At 70.6% G+C, this 18,239-nt stretch carries 18 protein-coding genes; 2 read left to right on the top strand and 16 right to left on the bottom strand.

The genetic code is table 11. From position 1 onward, the window contains the following. Positions 1-2: 2 nt before the first annotated feature. Positions 3-854 (top strand): CpXC domain-containing protein, encoded by an 852-nt coding sequence (locus tag BLU27_RS18800; protein ID WP_092654978.1) that lies wholly within the window; start codon positions 3-5, stop codon positions 852-854. Positions 855-871: 17 nt separating this feature from the next. Here BLU27_RS18800 and BLU27_RS18795 read toward each other — a convergent pair whose 3' ends face one another. Genes BLU27_RS18795 through BLU27_RS18775 form a run of 5 tightly spaced genes read right to left on the bottom strand, consistent with a single transcriptional unit; the run spans position 872 to position 6,799 of the window. Next, positions 872-2,905 (bottom strand): phage tail sheath C-terminal domain-containing protein, encoded by a 2,034-nt coding sequence (locus BLU27_RS18795; RefSeq protein WP_157728672.1) that lies wholly within the window; start codon positions 2,903-2,905, stop codon positions 872-874. Further along, entirely contained in the window at positions 2,905-3,366 is a 462-nt protein-coding gene (locus BLU27_RS18790; protein WP_092654976.1) for a phage tail protein, read from the bottom strand. The genes BLU27_RS18795 and BLU27_RS18790 overlap by 1 nt, the downstream gene beginning before the upstream one ends. A 13-nt stretch (positions 3,367-3,379) precedes the next feature. After that, positions 3,380-5,296 carry a phage tail sheath family protein gene (locus BLU27_RS18785; RefSeq protein WP_092654975.1) on the bottom strand — a complete coding sequence of 639 codons (1,917 nt, stop codon included), beginning with the start codon at positions 5,294-5,296 and terminating at the stop codon, positions 3,380-3,382. A gap of 13 nt (positions 5,297-5,309) precedes the next feature. Continuing rightward, complete coding sequence (locus BLU27_RS18780) at positions 5,310-6,182, bottom strand: hypothetical protein (protein ID WP_092654974.1); 873 nt, start codon at positions 6,180-6,182, stop codon at positions 5,310-5,312. Beyond that, on the bottom strand, positions 6,179-6,799 hold the full coding sequence (locus tag BLU27_RS18775; protein WP_157728670.1) for a Pvc16 family protein: 621 nt from the start codon (positions 6,797-6,799) through the stop codon (positions 6,179-6,181). Before BLU27_RS18775 ends, BLU27_RS18780 begins: the two co-directional genes overlap by 4 nt. An 87-nt stretch (positions 6,800-6,886) precedes the next feature. Between BLU27_RS18775 and BLU27_RS18770 the strand changes: the two genes are divergently transcribed. Then, on the top strand, positions 6,887-8,107 hold the full coding sequence (locus BLU27_RS18770) for a prolipoprotein diacylglyceryl transferase family protein (RefSeq protein ID WP_157728668.1): 1,221 nt from the start codon (positions 6,887-6,889) through the stop codon (positions 8,105-8,107). Between the two features lie 68 nt (positions 8,108-8,175). On the opposite strand, the gene BLU27_RS18765 is transcribed toward BLU27_RS18770, so the two are convergent. The 11 genes from BLU27_RS18765 to BLU27_RS18720 all read right to left on the bottom strand — a co-directional run bounded on the left by BLU27_RS18765 (position 8,176) and on the right by BLU27_RS18720 (position 18,220). Then, positions 8,176-8,553 (bottom strand): hypothetical protein, encoded by a 378-nt coding sequence (locus BLU27_RS18765; RefSeq protein WP_092654972.1) that lies wholly within the window; start codon positions 8,551-8,553, stop codon positions 8,176-8,178. Positions 8,554-8,563: 10 nt separating this feature from the next. Beyond that, positions 8,564-9,604, bottom strand: coding sequence for an eCIS core domain-containing protein (locus tag BLU27_RS18760; RefSeq protein ID WP_241827511.1), 1,041 nt, complete (start codon positions 9,602-9,604; stop codon positions 8,564-8,566). A 125-nt stretch (positions 9,605-9,729) separates the two neighbouring features. Further along, positions 9,730-10,533, bottom strand: a complete 804-nt coding sequence (locus BLU27_RS18755; protein WP_157728666.1) for an AfsR/SARP family transcriptional regulator — start codon at positions 10,531-10,533, stop codon at positions 9,730-9,732. Positions 10,534-10,630: 97 nt separating this feature from the next. After that, positions 10,631-10,834, bottom strand: coding sequence for a hypothetical protein (locus BLU27_RS29220; RefSeq protein ID WP_157728664.1), 204 nt, complete (start codon positions 10,832-10,834; stop codon positions 10,631-10,633). Positions 10,835-10,869: 35 nt separating this feature from the next. Continuing rightward, positions 10,870-11,625 carry an AfsR/SARP family transcriptional regulator gene (locus tag BLU27_RS18750; protein ID WP_157728662.1) on the bottom strand — a complete coding sequence of 252 codons (756 nt, stop codon included), beginning with the start codon at positions 11,623-11,625 and terminating at the stop codon, positions 10,870-10,872. Positions 11,626-11,773: 148 nt separating this feature from the next. Beyond that, entirely contained in the window at positions 11,774-12,649 is an 876-nt protein-coding gene (gene nadE, locus BLU27_RS18745; protein ID WP_172804991.1) for an ammonia-dependent NAD(+) synthetase, read from the bottom strand. Between the two features lie 168 nt (positions 12,650-12,817). Next, positions 12,818-13,876, bottom strand: a complete 1,059-nt coding sequence (locus BLU27_RS18740) for a Gfo/Idh/MocA family protein (protein WP_092654968.1) — start codon at positions 13,874-13,876, stop codon at positions 12,818-12,820. Positions 13,877-13,922: 46 nt separating this feature from the next. Continuing rightward, entirely contained in the window at positions 13,923-14,807 is an 885-nt protein-coding gene (locus BLU27_RS18735) for a sugar phosphate isomerase/epimerase family protein (protein WP_092654967.1), read from the bottom strand. Next, positions 14,804-16,141: an ROK family protein gene (locus BLU27_RS18730; protein ID WP_197681490.1), complete on the bottom strand. Its 1,338-nt coding sequence runs from the start codon at positions 16,139-16,141 to the stop codon at positions 14,804-14,806. Before BLU27_RS18730 ends, BLU27_RS18735 begins: the two co-directional genes overlap by 4 nt. A 525-nt stretch (positions 16,142-16,666) precedes the next feature. Continuing rightward, entirely contained in the window at positions 16,667-16,918 is a 252-nt protein-coding gene (locus BLU27_RS18725) for a hypothetical protein (protein ID WP_092654965.1), read from the bottom strand. A 402-nt stretch (positions 16,919-17,320) separates the two neighbouring features. Next, entirely contained in the window at positions 17,321-18,220 is a 900-nt protein-coding gene (locus BLU27_RS18720; RefSeq protein ID WP_092654964.1) for an NAD-dependent epimerase/dehydratase family protein, read from the bottom strand. Positions 18,221-18,239: the final 19 nt, after the last annotated feature.

Genomic DNA, 18,239 nt, shown 5'->3' with positions numbered 1-18,239 from the left:
CTGTGATCGACTTGTCCTGTCCTCGCTGCGGGCACCGGGCCGTGCCGCCGACGCCGCCGAACCTGGTTCCCACGTTCCGGCCACCAGGACCGGACCGGTTGTTGCTGCGCTGGTCCTGCCCCGCCTGCGGGTACGCCGCCGTGGTGGAGGCCGGGCCCCACGGTTCGGCGGTGGTCGAGCTGACACCCGAGGTGCTGCTCCGGGCAGGCGCGATGGATTCGACGCTCGCGGAGGAACTCGCCGGCCCCGGCATGAGGGTGGCCGGAGAGCTCCGGCCCGGCTGGATCTGCGCGGTGACCCGGGTGCTGAGCGGGGAGCCCGCGTTCCAGGTGCCGGCCGATGCGGAGGCGGCGGTGGAGGCTGCGATCGAGCGGTTGCGGACGGTCGACTGGACGCCGGCCACCACGGACGCCCAACTGGAGCCGGTGTGCGAACACCTGGACGCGGTGGCGGCCTGGGTGCGGGCGGCGGACCGGCCCGATCTGTGGCCGGACCTCCAACCGCCGGTGCTGGTTCGCGACGACCCGTCTCTCGCCCGGGCTGCCCTCGCCCGACTGTCTGCCGAGTCGTGGTATGCCGCCCTGCCATCGGACGCCCCGGCCCGCGTAGACCTGGCGTACTGGCTGGTCTGGCTGATCCTGGATGCCTCCGGCGAGATACCCACCGACCTGCCCGACCCCTACGAGCCGCTGATTCGGGCGTACGAGGTGGGCGGGGTGGTTCTGCGTAGCCGGGAGTTGCGCGGGGAGCTGTGGCTCGGCCCGGCAACGCTGCGCATCCCGCCCTCAGTGGAGGCGTGGCGGAACCAGCAGGCGCCCCGCCGCCGGACGCTCTACTCCGTACGGCGCTGTTGAGTCACGACGGTGGCGCGTCACACCGCCTCGACGCGGACGGTGTCGTCGCGGTCGCGGGCAAGCCGGAGTACGAGGTACTCGACGGGCTCGGCGGGCGCGACGCCGACCAGGCAGACGAAGCGGCCGTTGTCGAGGTCGTTCGGGGTCATCGTGGTGCGGTCGCAGCGGACGAAGAAGGCTTCCTGGGCGGTCGCCCCGGTGAACGCGCCCGCGGCGTAGAGCCGGGCCAGGTACGCCGCGACCATGCGGCGGACCTCGTCCCACAGTGCGTCCCCGTTCGGTTCGAAGACCGCCCAGTCCAACTCCCGCTCCAGTGACAGGCGCAGCACCGTCATCAGCCGGGCGACGCTGAGCTGGCGCAGTTCGGCGCGCCGCGACAGCGTGCGAGCGCCGGTGAGCCGGATGCCGTCCCGGTCGGCGAGGAAGACGTTGATCCCGTCCGCGTGCAGCTCGTCGTGCTGGTTCCGGGTCACGGTGGAGGACACGCGGACCGGGCCGATCGCGACCTGGTTGCTCGGCCCGGTCGGTACGCCGAGCCGGAGCTCCCGGTCGGCGACGATGCCGGCCGCGAACGCCGACGGGTTGACCCTGACGAGGGTGTCCCGGGCGTCGTCCGGCGCGGCCACGTCCAGCCAGGGGTGGTAGGCGGCGGCGTGCGGCGAGTCGAACGCGTTCCGCCACTGCAGGATCCGCCGGTGTGGCAGCCCGAGTGGCACGTCCAGCAGCACGGTGAGGTCGCGCCGGATCTCGGCGAACGCGACAAGCGCCTGCTGAGCGGCCACGATGCGGTCGAGGTCGGCGGGGACCTGCGGGTCGAGCGCCAGGCCGCTCAACCCGGGCGGCGGCGGATCCGGTGCCGGTGCCGGCGGCGAAAGCTCGACGCAGACGGCGAAGTCCGGGCCGGCCACCGTAGGTGGGTCGCGGACATCGTCGGTCGGTGCGATCGGCGCCGGGTCGTACAGGTCCGGCGCCGCCAGCAGTGCCACCTCGTCGTTCTCGGCCAGGCAGTGCACGCCGGAGCCGGGCCGTTCGTCGCCGGGCACCCAGCCGGGGTCCCAGAAGTCCTCCGGTACGACGTCGTCCCACCGGTCTCTTCCGCCGGCGAGAGCCGCCTCGACCGGTGGCAGGGTCGGGTCGACCTCGGCCAGGTCGACCGTCCCCCCTGCCCAGCCAACTGTCGGCTGCAGCAACGTGGACTCGGTGACCAGTGCGCGGCCGACCCACCGCGGGTGGTCCGCGCGCAGGCCGAGCCCGGCCAGCGTCTCCTCGCGCGGAAACAGCGGGTCTGCGTCGGTGACCGCCAGTACACCGGTGACCAGGTCGAAGCCTGCGGGCGCGGACGCCAGCGGTACGTCCAGCAACAGGTACCTGCGCAGTCCCGGACCGGCAGGGTCGGGGCGGTCCTCGACCCGGTCTACGAACCGCAGCTGGAGCAGGTCGCCCGGAAGCCGTACCCGGACCAGCGAACCGATCGGCGCCTCCTGGTACGGGGTCACCACCAGCTCGCTCGACGTGGCCGCGAGCACCGGGACCGGCCGCGCCGTGAAGGAAAGCGTCGCCCGCAGCCGGTTGCCCCAGGCGCCCTCGCTCCGGGCGGACAGCTGGAGCTGGTCACCTTCGGTGGTGACCAGCGAGCCGAGCGGGCCGACGGCGCGTCCTGCGTCGTCGTCGGAGCCGTAGTCGTGCACGACCCGTACCACCCAGGCGCGTTCACCACCCTGCGCGAAGAAGGCGGCCACGGCGTACGGAAGGCGGCCCGGACCCTCGAAGCCACCGAAGGCGTACCGGTACTCGTCCCAACTGGTCACCGGCACCGCCACCGACCGTGATTTCGGGCCAGTGAGCCAGACCGCCAGGTCCGTGTCCGGCAACAACTCTCCCACCGGCTCGCGGACCGGGCCGCGCGGAGCGATTCCGGCGAACGCCGTCACGTCCCGGCGCACGCCGGTGATCGCCCGTACCGGCTCGGGTGGGGCCACGAGGACGCCGGGCGCGCCAAGCCCACCAAGCCCGCTAAGCCCACCGAGCCCACCGGTCCCGGGCGCTGTCATCAGCGGTACTCAATGCCCTCGTGGCAGAGCACCAGCTCCTCCATCGCCACCTCGGTGCCACCCTTCGCGGCCAACGTCGGCCCGGTCCACTTCTTCGGCTTGGCGAAGAGCAGCTTCCAGGTGGCGACGGTGCTCCGGGCCTCGTCCAGCAGCGAGATCGTCACCGTGCGGGCGTCGACGTGGCCCTCCCGGACGTCCTGCAGCCAGGAGAAGAGGTCGTCGGAGCCCATGAGCCCGCGCTTGAGTGTGACGTCGTCCACCTTGAAACTGTTCTGGACCTTGCGGACGGTGTTGACCTTCTCGTTGCCGTTGCGGTACTCGGCGTACTGCACCTCGAAGCCGAGCCCGCTGACGTCGGAGAAGCCTCCGACGATCGAGCCCTCGTCGCCCGACCCCTGGTCCCCGCCGAGGGAGACCAGGAAGTTGAACGCCCCATAGGGGTTGTCCCGCTTCACCGCCATCGGTCAGCCCTCCTCAGGCTCGCGCGTCGGCCGTGAACTGGCCGATCCGGAAGATCACGAACTCCGCCGGTTTCGTCGGCGCCACCCCGATCAGGCAGATCAGCCGGCCGTTGTCGAGGTCGTTCTGGGTCATCGTGGTGCGGTCGCAGCGGACGAAGAACGCCTCCTCCGGTGTCGCACCCAGCAGCGCGCCGGACAGCCACTGCCCGTAGAGGAAGTCCTCCACACTGCGCCGGATCGAGTCCCACAGCCGCGAGTTGTTGGGTTCGAACACCGCGTACTGCATCGCCTTGTCGATGGAGTGCTCGAGGTAGATGAACAGTCGGCGGACATTGACGTAGATCCACTCCGGGTCCGACGTCATCGTGCGGGCGCCCCATACCCGGCTGCCGCGCCCTTCGAAGAACCGCAGTGCGTTGATCCCTTCCGGGTTGAGCACGTCGTTGCGCGGCTTGTTGATGTTCGCCTCGAAGCGAGTCAGTCCCTGCACCACCTCGTTCGCGGGCGCCTTGTAGACGCCGCGGGTGATGTCGGTACGGGCGTAGATGCCGGTGACGAAGCCGGACGGTGGGAGCACCACCCGACGCGGTGGCGATCCCTGCGCCGGCCGCTGCAGCGGGTCCAGCACTTCGATCCACGGGTGGTAGAGCGCGGCCCGGGTGGTGTCGAACTTGCCGCGGAAGTCGCGAACCTCGGTCATCGAGCTGCTGCGGGGGGCGTCCACCACGGCGATCCGGTAGCGAAGGTCCTCAGCGTGCGCGATCACATAGGAGGCCGCCACCTGGCAGCTGGTCGTGTCGGCGTACGTACCGGCGTCGGGCAGCGCGACGATCGCGATGTCGTCGATCTCGCCGAGCGCCTGGAGACCGGTCGCCTTGACGGTCGCGACATCCGGGTCGGCGACAGCACCGAACAGGTCGTCGGGGGTCGGCATCACTCCGTCGTGGCCGCCGGTCAGCCGAACCCCGGTCGCCGGCGTCTGCAGCGCGACGATCAACTCCAGTGCCCGGGTCAGCGTGGCGGGGTCCGCCGGATCATCGGGTGCGTCCGTGTCGACGAACAGCACCGCGTTCTCGTCCTCGGGGTCGTCGGCCTGCAGGATCCGGCCGATCCACCGTCGCTGTGCCGGGTGTGCGCCCAGGTCGTCGTACACGTCGATCCGCTCCGTCGACGGCTGCACGGTCACGCGCAGCACCACCTCCTTGATGATCGAGGTGGCGGTGGTCGCGACCGGCCCGCCCGCGCTGCGGAACACCTGCTTCGGACGGCCGTTGGCGTCCACATCCGAGTCGTCAAGGTCGACCACGGCGAGGTTGGCCGCCACCAGGTCGTCCTGGTCGCCGGGCAGCTTCGCCGGTGGTACCGGTGGCTCCTGGATCTCCACCACCGTACCGCGGGTCACGCCGGTCGCCTGGGTCCCGAACGTCGCGTGCTGCACCGCGCAGTTGCGCTTGCGGACCGGGCGCACGGTCAGTAGCGCGTTGCCGTACGCGCCGGGCCAGCGGGCTCGCCAGGTGGCCGTGTCCCCCGCACCGAACGCCACCGGCAACGACGAGAGGCCGAGCTCGAGCGCCCCACCTCCGCCGGGATCCCTCGGCGCGAAGACCCGGCTGACGTAAAGCCGGCGCCCGCCGTTGAGGAAGAACGCGCGGGCCGCGTGGGCGAGGTAGGACTCGCTGATGGGTTGGCCGTCGCCACGGTCGACGGCGACCTGCTCCAGACCGCCGTACACCCGCTCGAACTCGGTGAAGCTGGTGACCAGCCGCGGCTCGGTGGAGCGCGGGCCGGGGCGCGTGCCATCGACGTACTGCACCGGGCCGTACCGGGTCACCCCGGCGAACCCTGTCGTGCTGGTCGGCACGCCCTCGATCGACTTGGACCGGAAGCTGACCTCCTCGACGTAAACGCCGGGAGCGAGGTACTCGGGCATCGGCGGGATCTCCCTACGGGATGTGGAGCTGGATCGAGGTCTCCCGGCCGAGCGGGAGGTCGAACGGGAACGGACCGAACGGATCCTGGCCGGGCAGCGGGACACGGCCCGCGTACCGGTCGTCGGAGGCAGCGCCGGCCAGCGCCGGGAGCGGTTCCACGGGCAGGTCCCACAGCGGGTCCACGACGGCCCTCAGCGGGTCGGCCGGGTCGGGTGCCGGCGGCGGGACCGTCGCGTACACGGTGAACGAGACGGCGAGCGGGTCGTCGGCCGGAACCACCGCTTCCGTCGCGCCCGTGACGAAGAGCACGAACTCGCCGCGGTCGTCGCCGTGCGCCCATCCGACGTCGTTCCCGTCCGCGTCCACTGCTCGCACCCGCACCCACCTGACCGGCATGGTTCCTCCGCCGGCCACCGCGGTCACGACCCGGCCGCGGACCACGGTGGCCCGAGACGGAAGTGCCACCGCCGCCCCGGGGAACAGGCCGACCGGGAAGACCCGGGTGAACAAGGGCACAGACGTACCAGCCGCCTCTGCTGTCAGCACAGCGGCCTCGTCGGCGATCTGCACACCGATCCGGCGCGGCACCACCGCACGTGCACTGGGCTCGACCAGACGGAGGGTGATCTCGCCGGCCCGGAAGCCGGGCCCGTACACGCGGCCGAAGCGTCCGGACCGATGTCGGTCCAGGCGGCCGAGGAACCCGTCGAGTGTCTCCCCCGGCCGCCAGTTCCGCCAGTTGTGCAGCGGCGCGGGGGCGTCCTCGACGAGCACCCGCAGGGGCCCGGTCAGCCGGCCACCGCCGAGGCCGTCGAGCGGCTCGACCCCGACGGCGAGACGGACGACTCGTTCGTCGTACCGCACGTCGGTGAACAGGTTCGTCATGGGTACGGCACCGAACTTGGGGTGAGCCCTCGGATCACCGTCGTCACGTCCGGGTGGTCGGGCTCGGCCGGTGCGTCGATCCGGGCGATCCGCACGCAGTACGACACGCTCAGCCGGAAGTCACTCGGCAACGTGTCGAAGGTGCGCAGTACGTCCTCGGTCACGAGGTCCTCGTTGAGGATCTGGACCGCTTCGCCCGCCGTCCACCGGCCCAGCGGGTGCAGGCTCGGCCCGCTGAGCACCGGATGCTGCTCCAGGCACTGCAACGTCGCGCCGAGAATGCGCAACTCCGCCTCCGGGTCGCTGTCCCACGGCGTGAGCAGCAGGTGGATGTCCAGGGGTAGGTGCACCGAGCCGTCCACCGACGCCACCGCCGACCACGGGGGTCGCATCACATGGTTGAGGTCGACGCGGTAGCAGAAGATCGACAGGGTCGGATAGCGAATAGGGCTGCTCGCGCTGCCGCCGATGTTCGCGAAGTCGTCGGTACGCACGATCCGGGCGGTCGGCCGCGCCCGAAAGGCGTCCGGGTCGGCCGCGTCCAGTTCCTGGAACGACCTGTTGAGCCGCGCCTGCACGCTCAGCACCGCCGCCGCGACCGCCATCGACCTTGCCACGCCGCAACTGTGTGGCGGACCCGTCACCTGACCGTCACCCACGTCGGCAGCGACGGTCGGGTGACGCGCGTCCCCCATGGTGCGCGTGTGGCTACGAAGGCGAACGGCACCCGGGTCGAGCGGATCAACCAGCTGCTGGACCGGCTGCCGCGGGAGAACCTGCGCGTCGGAGCGCGCGAGGTGCCGGCGTTCCGCTCCTTCGGGGTGCTCGGCTTCCACCTGGCGGTGCTCGTCGCGCTGCTGACCGGCGTCCTCACTGGCGTGCCGGCGCTGGACGTGGCGGCGCTGTCGACCGTCGCGGGCGCTTCGTTCTTCGGCTGGGCGCTGCTGCGCAAAGCCTTGACCGGGCGGGAGTCGCTGGTCGCTCTGGAACACGTGTGGGTGGCGTACGGCACCGTCGCACTGCTGCGGTGGATCGCCGACGCACCGATCCTGCCGGGGCTGGACGTGTTGTCCGTCGGCCTCTGCCCCTTTCTGGCGCTGGGCCGGATCGGCTGTGTCGTCGCCGGTTGCTGCCACGGTCAGCCCGCCGCGCTCGGCATCGTCTACCCGCCGTCCTCAGGGCTTCCTGCTCGACTGACCGGCATCCGGCTCTTTCCGGCGCCGCTGATCGAGGCCGTCGCGCTGTGCAGCATCGGCCTCGCCGCCCTTGCCATGGCCGGCAGGCCGGCCGGAACGGCGACGGCGTGGGTGCTGGTCGCGTACGCGACGGTCCGGTTCGGCACCGAGGCGTTGCGCGGTGACGCCCGGCCGTTCCTGGCCGGCGTGTCGGTGCCCCGCCTGATGTGCGCGGCCCAGTTCGCCTTCGCGCTGGGACTCGCTGAGTTCGCCGCCGAGGGCGGGCAGATCCGGCGGACGGCGGTGGGCGCCGGTGTCCTCGCGGTCGCCGGGGTCGCCGCCTTGCTGCTCGCGCGGCGGCGTGCAGATCCGCTGACCCACCCGGAACAGTTGGACGAGGTGTGGGAGCGGATCCGGTCGCTGGCCGAGACGGCGCCGCCGGAGGACTCCCGCCCCAGCACGGACGAGACCTCCGCGGGGGTACGGCTCGCCGCGTCCTGGGGTGCGTACGGCCTGCACGTGTCGTTCTCCCACCCGAGCCGTCCGGTCACCGGCCTGTCATACGGTCTGGGTCTGACCCCGCTCGCCGTCACCGGCGTCGCGACCCACGTCCTGGTGGCGGCCACACGACTGTCCGACCCGCGGCTGCGAACACGCACCCACCAGCCGGCGACGCCGCGGGCCGTGACACCCGAGGCCGCGGGCAACGGGACGGGCCGGGACTACTTCGGCAACCGTGCCGACGCGTGACGCACGCGGTCGACGCGGTACCACGGGCTACGAGCGGTTCGGAGGGGATTGCCCGCGGCGTCGTACGGTCAGCCCGCCGGCGTGCGTGTGGCGAGTACGTACAACGTGCCGTCCTGGTAGCCGCACAGCAGCCAGCCGTTCGGCGGCAACGACCGCGCCGCCTGGTCGCGCAGCACGGTGGGTTCGGGCCACCAGGCCGGAGGGCTACCGGGGTCGATGTTCCACCCGCCGGGCAGCATGACCCGGGCGAAGCTCACCGCCTCCGGTCCGGTGAGGCCCGCGTGCTCGAGCAGTGCCCGCGCGTCCGCCTCGGCCAGGTCGACGGCGGCGTAGACGACCTCGTAGTCGAGCTCCCCCGGTGCCGCGTAGGTGTGCACCCGCACGGGAGAGGTCCGATCGACCGGAGTGCCCAGCAGAGTCCCGACCGTCTCGTGTCCGTCGGCCATCTCGCCTCCTTCACTTGTTCAGGTCCTCTGCGGACTGGGCGCCGATCTCACCACCGATGTCGGCCCCCGGTCCCACGACCAACGGGCCTCCGGCGACGTCACCGGTGGCGCCGCCGGCCACCTCGCCGCCGCCGATGTCCGCGCCGGCGCGGCCGCCCTTCTCGGGCACGAAGACCGGCGCTGCCATCGTGCCCCACATCGCGCGGCTGTCGGCGCTGGACTGGGACATCGGCGCGGCGACGCTGAAGATCGGGAACGGCTGACCCGGCAGGAACGCCGCGGCGACCCGCACCTTGAGCTCCGCCTGCCAGGGCCGTCCGGACCCACTGCCCTTCGGGTCGAAGTCCCAGTAGTCGTAGAACGTCATGGTGCCGCCGAACGTCCAGGAACCATCCGCCTTCACGACCACCGTGCCGTAGTACTTGACGGTGAAGTTGCCGAGCGTCCCGTTGGTGCGCGCCCCACCCCATCCGTTGAACGCGAACGTGGCCGTGCCACCGCCTGGCGCCGCGAGCGCGGCCACTTTCGTCATGAACGCCGTGCTGCGCCGCACATCGACGACGGGGTTGCAGTCCTGCATCTCCTGAAGCGTCAGCCAGATCGGCATGCCGGAGTCGTCCATGTAGTTGTTCAGGAACTTGCGGGGAAGGTAGTGGTCGAAGAATCCCAGCCACGCTCGACGTTCGAGGTACGTGGCGGAGCGCAGCCGGACCGTATCGTCGCCCTCGGCCACGTGGGCGAGCTCGTGCCGCATGAGCGCCTCGTCGGAGACCGACTCGCCCTCACCGAGGAAGATGTCCCGCCCGTGCGTGGCGGCCCGGGCGCCGAGCAGCCGCGCGAAGGCCTGGTCCTGCGTCCCGCTGTGCACCCGCGCGTCGGGATGACCGGGTACGGCGGAGCCCTCCTCGGCCGCCAGCGGTGACCGGGACGATGTGGGGCTACCCCGGCCTGCCGCTGCCCGGCCTGCCTCGGCCTCCTCCGCGTGCTTCTCACCCGGCCCGTGTCGCGGGGCGACGGGGAGGCTGAACTCACGCCCGCGTGCCCCGGCCACGTCGGCCGTCCCTGGTGACGGCGCCGCCTTCGGCTGCGTGGTCGCACGCTTGTGAGGTCGGGGTTCCCTGCTTTGCTCCATGGGCGTTCTCCGGGCTAGCGCATGTACGCGGTCTTCGCGACTCCTCATCGGACGAACGCCGGAACAGCCGGGACACCTTCGTGCTCGTCTTCCCCGGACGATTCGTGATCTCCACAGAGGGGATGCCTTCTCCCGTGGCCTCCCGGAGCCGGCCGGTGGATCAGGTCGGTCATTCGGGCCGACGGGGCCGCTCCCAGTTCGCGGCCCAGGAGGGCGGCGAATCTCTGGTACTGCCGAACCGCCTCCACGAGGTTCCCCTCGGCGAGATGACAGCGGATCACCAGCCGTTGTGCGCTCTCCCGAAGCGGCTCGATGGCGGCCGCCCGCAGCCCGAGCTGGATGCCGTCCGCCGGGTGCCCTGCGGCCAACAGCTGCTCCCCGCAGCGCTCCAGTCCGGCCAGCCGGAGCTGGCGGATACGCTCGCGCTCTGTCTCAAGCCAGTCGTCGTACCAGTCCGGGAGTAGGTCGGCGAGCAGCGTCGCCTCCAGACCCACCGTCCGCAGCACGGCAGCCGGGTCGGCTCGCTGCACCTCGGCCAGCCCTTCCCGAACGTCGACCCACACCTGGGCGGCGAGCCGGACGTGCGTCTTCGAACTCGCCACCAGCTCGCACGAGACATGCCGCAGCCGCCACACCGTCGTACGGAGGTTCGCCTGGGCCCGCTCACGAGACGCGTCGGGCCACAGCTGCTCGGCGGCGAAGGTCCGCTCGACCGCGGCACCCGCGAGCGCGAGCAGTGCCATCAGTCGCTGGGGGGCCGGTTTGACCTCGACGACCGCATCGTCCACCCGCAACTCGAATCCGCCGAGCAGTTGCAGTCGTACCGCTGGAACAGAAGGTTCGGTCACAACGGCGAGTATCTGCATGCGTCGTCTTCGAACCGTCTCGTCGAGGCAGCGACGCCGTCGTGCCGGCGTCGCGACCGCGTCGCACAAACGTCGGTGGTCACTGTGTGCCGGTCTCGTGCTCCAACAGTCGCTCCAGCCGTTCCAGTTGGTCACGTACGGCGGCTACCAGCTCCTCCACCCCGCGAGCCACCACCGCCGCATCCCCTGGCACCGACTCGACCCGGCCACGCAGTGCACGGTCACTCGGCTCGACCCACACCCGCACGATGCAGGCCGCGTCCGCCGTGCTTGGCTCTCGCACCCCAGCAGTGTGCGTCGCAGGGCGTCGCCGCGCCGTCACCTCGGAGGCATCGCCGCATGGTTTCGATGATCGCCGTCGGCCGGGCGTACGTGCCCGACGCCGCGCACCAGGTCGGTGAGCTCCGGGCCGGGCACGACGCCGAGCTCGTCGGCGAGCAGACGACGGAACCGCTCGTAGCTGGCCAGGGCAGCGGCTCGGTTCCCTGCCGCGAGGTGGCTGCGTACCAGCAGCCGCTGGGCGCTCTCGCGTAGTGGTTCGGAGGCGATCGCGAGCAGTGCGCAGTCGGCGGCGTCGAACGGGCGGTTTGCGTCGAGGTGTTGCCGAGCGAGGTTCTCGAGTGCGTGCAGCCGCAACTGGCGGTATCGCTCGCGATGCAGGAGCAGCCACGGTTCGTCCCAGTCCGGGAGCAGGTCGTGCCGGAACACCGAGGACGCCGGCAGACCGTCCGGCCGCCGGGAGAGGTCTGGCGCGGCGGCGCCGGCCAGCCGCTCGGACGCGTGCAGGTCGACGTCCCAGCCATCGTCGAACGCCAGCATGCCTGCTCCGAGCCGCAGGCGCCGATGCAGGGCCGCCGGCAACCGCCAGACGGCGCCGCGCAGATTCGCCTGCGCCCTGGCCCCCGCATGCTCCGGCCACAGCGCTCCGGCCAGCACGCCCCTGTCCTCGACCCCTTCGTTCAGCGCGAGCCGTGCGAGCAGCCGCTGGCCGGTTCGGGAGACCGACAGCGAGGACCCGTCGACCGCCACCGCGAAGCGACCCAGCAGCCGAAGCCGCACACACGATGCCGGCACAGCACCCACCGCTGCAGCCCCCCAACCACCACTTCGTCGGTCAAGGACCCGCGGACCCGACCGCACACCAACCTTCTTGATGAAGAAGTAGTGCTTGACGATCATCGCGTCAATGGCGGGACGCGACGCCGTTCAGGGCAGACCTCCGTCAGTGTGACGGCGCGTCGGCGCTCGGTCCGGCGCGCCACCAGTCGTCGAGCGGGGTGACCGGGGCGGTCCGCTTGTGCCGGGTGGCGAGGTAGGCGGACTCCAGCCGTGCCGCCACTTCCGGGGCGACGTCGGCGCCTTCCAGGTAGTCGTCGATCTGGGCGTACGTCACACCGAGCGCCACCTCGTCTGGAAGTGCGGGGCGGTCGTCCTCCAGGTCGGCGGTCGGCACCTTCTTCCACACACTCGCGGGTGCTCCCAACTCCTGCAGAAGCGCGGCGCCCTGACGCTTGGTCAGGCCCGTCAGCGGGGTCAGGTCGACTCCGCCGTCGCCGTACTTGGTGAAGAAGCCGGTGACCGCCTCGGCGGCGTGGTCGGTGCCCACGACGAGGAGGTTCAGCTGGCCGGCGACGGAGTACTGGATCACCATGCGCTCGCGGGCCTTGATGTTGCCGCGAACGAAGTCCCGCAGCCCGGGCTCGGGGCCTAGCAGTTCGCGCATCCCCGTCGCCGTCTCGGCGGCCACGGCGTCCGCGCCGGGCTTGACGTTCACGGTGATCGAACGGTCGGGCTGGATGAACTTCAGCGCGACCTGCGCGTCGTCCTCGTCCGCCTGCACGCCGTACGGCAACCGCACCGCGACGAACGTCGCGTCGGGTCCCTCGGCACGCAACTCCTCACAGGCCAGCTGGCACAGTCGGCCGGCGAGGGTGCTGTCCTGGCCGCCGCTGATCCCCAGCACGTATCCCCTGGCCGGAACCGACCGAAGGTAGTCCTTGAGGAAGTCGATCCGCTGCCGGATCTCGAGCTTGGGTGTGATGGTCGTCCTGATGCCGAGCTCGGCACGGATCTGATCACGTAGGTTCGCCACCGGCATAATGTATCGGCCGTCGAGCAGGACCTCGGCGTCGACGCCGCTCGCCGTTCGGTACAGCCGTCGGGTCGGGAGCCGTACACGTCGAGGACAGTCTCGGCCAACGGCAGGGGCGCCCGCCGGCGGCTTGTCCGCTCGCGAGCGCCCCGACGTCCAGGCCTGTGGAGAAGGTCAGATCTGGACTTCCTTGCCCTGGGCGGCGGAGGTGTAGACGCCGTCCAGGATCTTCATCATCTCCGCGCCCTGCCAGGCCGGCGCGATGCTCTCGGCCTCACCCAGGCAGGCCGCCACGAAGTTCTCGATCTCGTGGCCGAAGCCGTCGTCGAGGTCGAACGACTCGAACCCGATCTGCGGCGTCAGGTTCAGGACCGTCTCATGCTTCTCCGAGGCGATCTGCAGCTTCGGCTCCAGGTCCGCCCCGCCCTTGTCGCCGTACACCGACACGTTGAGCGAGTCGCTCGTGGCGTGCAGCGAGAACGACGTGTCCATGATCAGCGACGCGCCGTTCTCGAACCGGACAAGGGCGTTGGCCATGTCCTCGACGTCGTTCTTCGTCGGGTCGTAGTCGGCCACCTGGTACCGCGGCAGGGTGGTGATGTTGGACCGGTTGCCGAGCTTCTCGTAGGTGTTGGCGCTGACCGACGTCACCCGCGGCGTCCCCATGAGGTACCAGCACAGGTCGATCACGTGCACGCCGATGTCGATCAGCGGCCCGCCGCCGGAGATCGCCTTGTTGGCGAACCACCCACCAGGGTTGCCCATCCGGCGGATGCAGCTGGCCTTGGCGTAGTAGATGTCACCGAGGTCGCCGGCGTCGATGAACGACTTCAGCACCCGGCAGTTCGAGGAGTGCCGTCGTACGAAACCGACCTGGACGACGCGGTCGTGCGCGTTCACCACGTCCTCGAGCCGTTGCGCCTCGGCGTAGGTGCGGCTCATGGGCTTCTCGACCAGCACGTGCTTGCCGGCCTGGACCGCGGCGATGGCGAGCTCGGCGTGGGAGTTGTTCCAGGTGCAGATGCTCACCGCGTCGACGTCGGGGTCGGCGAACAACTCGGCCGCGTCGCTGTAGGACCTGGCGGCACCCCACTGCTTGGCCACCGAGGCGGCCCGGTCGGCGTTGATGTCGGCGACGGCGACGAGTTCGGCGCGCGGATTTCCCTGGTAGGCCTTGAGATGCAACGCGGCGATGCTACCGACCCCGACGACGCCGATCCTTACCTTCTGCATGACTCTCCTTGTGTGGAACAGTTCTTGACGTGAACGGCTGGCTGGTTCAGGCCTCGGCGTAGATGCGCTTGGCGTTTGCGATGCCGCGGCTGCAGCCGATCAGGCAGTCCTCGTGACCCTCGAACTCGATCGAGGCGAACCCGTCGTAGCCGGACTCCTTGATCGACTTCGCGACGCTCCAGGTGTCGAGGTCGCCGTTTCCGACGATCGCGCCACGGAGGTACTTGCCGCCCCGGCTGCGGAACCAGCCCTCGCCGGGGTTGCGGCCGGCCGGCCGGACGTAGAAGTCCTTGAAATGAACGATCATGGCGTACGGGAGGTTGGACGGGACTGCGACCGTCGGGTCCTCGTCGACGCAGAGGAAGTTCCCGATGTCCAACGTGGTCTTGAAGTTGGGCTCGTCGACGGCGTGCACGATCCGGCGTACGCGGTCGCTGCTCTGGACGAAGAAGCCGTGGTTCTCCAGGCTGGTGGTGATGCCCTTCGTCGCGGCGTACTGCGCGATTTCCTTTGCCGCCTTGACGATCTTCGGCAGCGCGGCCTCGAACGCCGGTGTGTCGTCGCCCTGGATTCCGGCATGTGCGACCACGTCGTGGCGCATCAGCTTGATGCCCAGCCGTTCGATGAGGTCGATGTGGGCCTTGACCCGCTTCACCTCGGCCGCGTTCTCGGCCTCGTCGCCGAGGAAGCTCGCGCCGATCGCCATGTTGGACAGCGTGACGCCGCGGTTGGCCGCGTGCTCGGCGACCTTGTCGACGAACGCCGGGTCGGAGTCGGTGTTGGGAACCGGGCTGTCCGCGCCGGAGTAGATCGAGGCCAGTTCGAGGTGCTCGCCCTCGCTGTCGGCGATCCAGTCGATGACGTCGAAGAGGGTCATCTCCCCTGTGCTGAGCCGCTGGTGGAAGCTGTAGGAACTGAATCCGAACTTCATCTGGACATCCTTCTCGTCGATCGGGCGGGCACTGACGGAACGGCCGGTGCGTGGGATCTGGTTGCGTCGGGCAGGAGTACGTCGGAGACGGCGTCGTCGGGGCCGGCGTCGTCGGGCGCGGCAGGGTCGGGCGCGGCAGGGTCGGACGGCGGGCCGTCGGACGGTGGGCCGTCGAACGTGCCGGGCCAGCGATGCCAACGGATGGGCACGCGGGGCACTCCGAGGATCCGTGCAGAGTGGGCCTCGAAGGTGGAACCGAGGGCGCCGCAGAGTGTTCCGCTGGACTTCAACAGCGACGTGGTGATCACCGGTTTGTCGTCGGTCATCAGCATGTGGTGGACGGCCCCGGTCAACGGTGCGAGCAGTTCGTCGCCGGCCCGGGACAGTCCACCGCCGATGACGATCAGCGCCGGGTCGACGGTCAGCGCGATGGTCGCGATCATCGGGGCGATCTCGGCGCAGAAGTCGCTGATCTCGGCGGCGGCCTGCTGGTCGCCGTCACGCGCCCTGGCGAACACCTGCTCCCCCGTACGCCCGGTACGCCACTGCAGCCGGCCGCGCCTGGACGACTTGGTCCAGCGCATCCCGCGCAGGCTTCCCAGCTCGCCGGCCAGCCGGTGCCGGCCCTGGAGGATCGCGCCGTTCAGGATCAGCGCGGTCGAGATCCGGTGGCCGATCTGCAGGAAGATCAGGTCGTCCTGGTGGCCGGTGCCGGGATCCGGCTCGGTGCTGCCGACCGGCTCCGCCCGCAGCCGCTGTTCGGCCAGGGCGGCCAGCTTGATGTCGTTCTCGACCAGCACCGGGCAGTCCCAGGACGCCGAGAGCCGGGCCGCCGGGTCGACGCCGATCCAGTCCGGCACCGCCAGGCTCTGGGTGATCCTGCCGTCGCGGTCGAGGATTCCGGGTACGCCGAGCCCGGCGGCGCGCAGGTCGGCGAGGTCGGCCCCCGAGGCGCGTACCGCCTGCCGGACGGTGCTTCGGACGATCCGGAGCCGGCCCGGGCCGTCGATCCCGGCGGGTACGTCCGCCTCGGCCCGGCCGACGATGTCGCCTGCCAGGTCGGCGATCCGGACCCGCACGCTGTCGCTGCCGATGTCGATCCCGGCGACCCGTCCGCCGTCGGCGGTGAAGGCGTACGCCCGCGCTGGCCGGCCGGCTCCCGCGCTGCGCTGCGGCTTCGCCGGCCGAACCGGTCCCGTCTGGAGCAGGTCACCAACGACCGCCTCGACGGTCGGCCGGGCGAGGCCGGTCGCGGCCGCGAGCTCGGCGATGGTCAGCGGGCGCTGCTGGTCACGCAACGCCGCCAGGCAGGCCGCCGCGTTGGCCCGCCGCACAGCCGCCCCGGCCGGATCCTGGATGGACAGGTGAACTCCAGAAATTATGAAACCCGGTTCTCAAATTAGACGGTACCGATCCGGTTCGCCCCGGGTCAACCCCGTTTCGGTCGTGGTGACGGCAGCGCGGAGCTCCTCAGGCCTTGGTCGAACCGCAGGGAGCTTGTAGGTGATTCAGGTCTGAGCCGGGTCCCGCCGGAGTGATCGCACCGCCTGAAGGCTGACCGGCGGCGCGGTGACCGCCTGCCTGCGGAGCGGTCGGGGCATGTCCGACCCCGGCCGGAACCGTCCCGTCGCAGGCACACAGCCCCGGTGGGTGCCGGTGGGCCGCAGCCTGTGGGGCATGGCAGTTGCAAAGACCTGGCGGGTGCTGGTGGCTCATGCCCGGATCTCCTTGCTGGGCTGTCGTTCTACGCCGATACGTCGAGGCAGTCGGTCGGTAGCCCCCGGTCGGCGGCGAGCCTCATCGCCGAGCGCAAGTGTGCAGGCCACCGATCTTTCAGGCAAGCGCCGGTGCCGGCAGCATCACGCCGTGAAGCCGAGGCAGTCCCGCCACAGGTCGTCGTCCTCGTCGGCGGTCATGTCCTCGCGGTGGACCACGACAAGCCAGAGGGTGTTGGCGCGAAGGGCGAGACGAACCCCGTACGTCTCGTTCGCGCCGAGGGACCGCAGCGCCCGGGCGGCCGAGTGCAACTCCTCCACGGCCAGATCCCGTTCGGTGGCCGCATCGAAGGTGCCGATCACCGATATCGCCTCGGCGGGCGGACGGGCCTTCATCGCGTCACCTGGCAGTGGGCTGCAAAGGCGCCGGTGTGGACGGCGGCGAGGACCTGTCGGTGACCGAACGGGCACTGCCGGTGTGGGCTGATCGACAACACTGGAACGGAACCTCTCTGAGCACTCAGCCGGAGGACCACCAGTCGCCGGCCGGACGTGAGAGAGGATGGTCACTCGGTTTCCGCGACGAAAGGGCGTCTGGCCGTGGCCGGAATCGGCCAGTGACCAAAGTCCCGAAAGGCCCGCCAGCGCCCAACCCATGTCGCATCGGCCCGGACTTTCCGGTCCTTCCCGCACAGATCAGGGCAATCGCTCGATCCGGAGAAATCCAAAATCCGCCCAAGTCGACAGCCTGCACCCGGTCGAAGTCCAGAGTCCGCAGGGTGACGCTTGTCGGCGAGGTCAGTACGGGCAGGTGAGGGCATGGACCGCATCCGGTCCGCCGGTGCTGTCCAGCCTTCGGAGCTCGTCCAGGAAGGTGCCGAAGTGGCGGGTCGGTGTGTAGCCGATCGCGGCGCCGACTCCCTCGTCGCCACCGGCCACCACCGAGGGCCGGCGGCGCACGTCGATCGCGTACCGCTCGATGAGGTCGCGTGAGCCCGGGAACACCCGTTCGCAGGCAGCCAGAGGGTCGTCCTCCCAGTCCCGCACCTGGTCCTCGGAATAGGCGTTGGGTCGTACGGCGTCGACCACCAGGCCTTCGGGATCCGCGCCGCCGGGGAGGTCCGGTCCCAGATGCTCGACCGCTGCCTCGACATACCCGAGGACGTCCTCCCGGTCGACCCCGCCGTACAGCAGGCGTGCGCCGTAACGGTTGAGGTAGTCGTTCCCCCATGGCGTGAAGTCGTGTGGACGGATCGCGACGTAGCGCAAGCCGTGGTTGCGCCGGTGGTATTCGCACAGCTCCTCACCGACCTGCTTGGTGAAGCCGTACTTTCCGTAGTGGTCGTGCCAGGACTGCGAGGACAGGAAGACCAGCCTGTGAATGCCGGCCGAACGCGCCGCCTGCAACGCCCAGAACGTGCCGTCGACGTTCAGTCGCCAGAAGTCGGCCTCGGTCTTGACCCCGGAGTGGATGCCGTGCCAGGCGGGCAGATGGAGCAACACCTCGCAGCCCTGCGCGGCCCCTTCGAGCCCGAAGCCGGCCTGGATGTCGCACTGCACGAACGGCAGGCCGGCGAACTGGGGCAGGTCCGGAAGGGGGACGAGGTCGGACAGCACGAGATCGTGCCCGGCGGCACGCAGCCGCGCCACGATGCCCCTTCCCACGTTGCTGCCCGCGCCCGTCACCAGAATCCGCATGCTTTGTTCCCTTCCCGCA

Origin of the sequence: Actinopolymorpha singaporensis (assembly GCF_900104745.1) — a bacterium.
In the GTDB taxonomy this organism is placed as follows: Bacteria; Actinomycetota; Actinomycetes; order Propionibacteriales; family Actinopolymorphaceae; genus Actinopolymorpha; species Actinopolymorpha singaporensis.
Note: the sequence above shows the minus strand (reverse complement) of the source record. Positions and strands in the feature narration are given on the sequence as shown.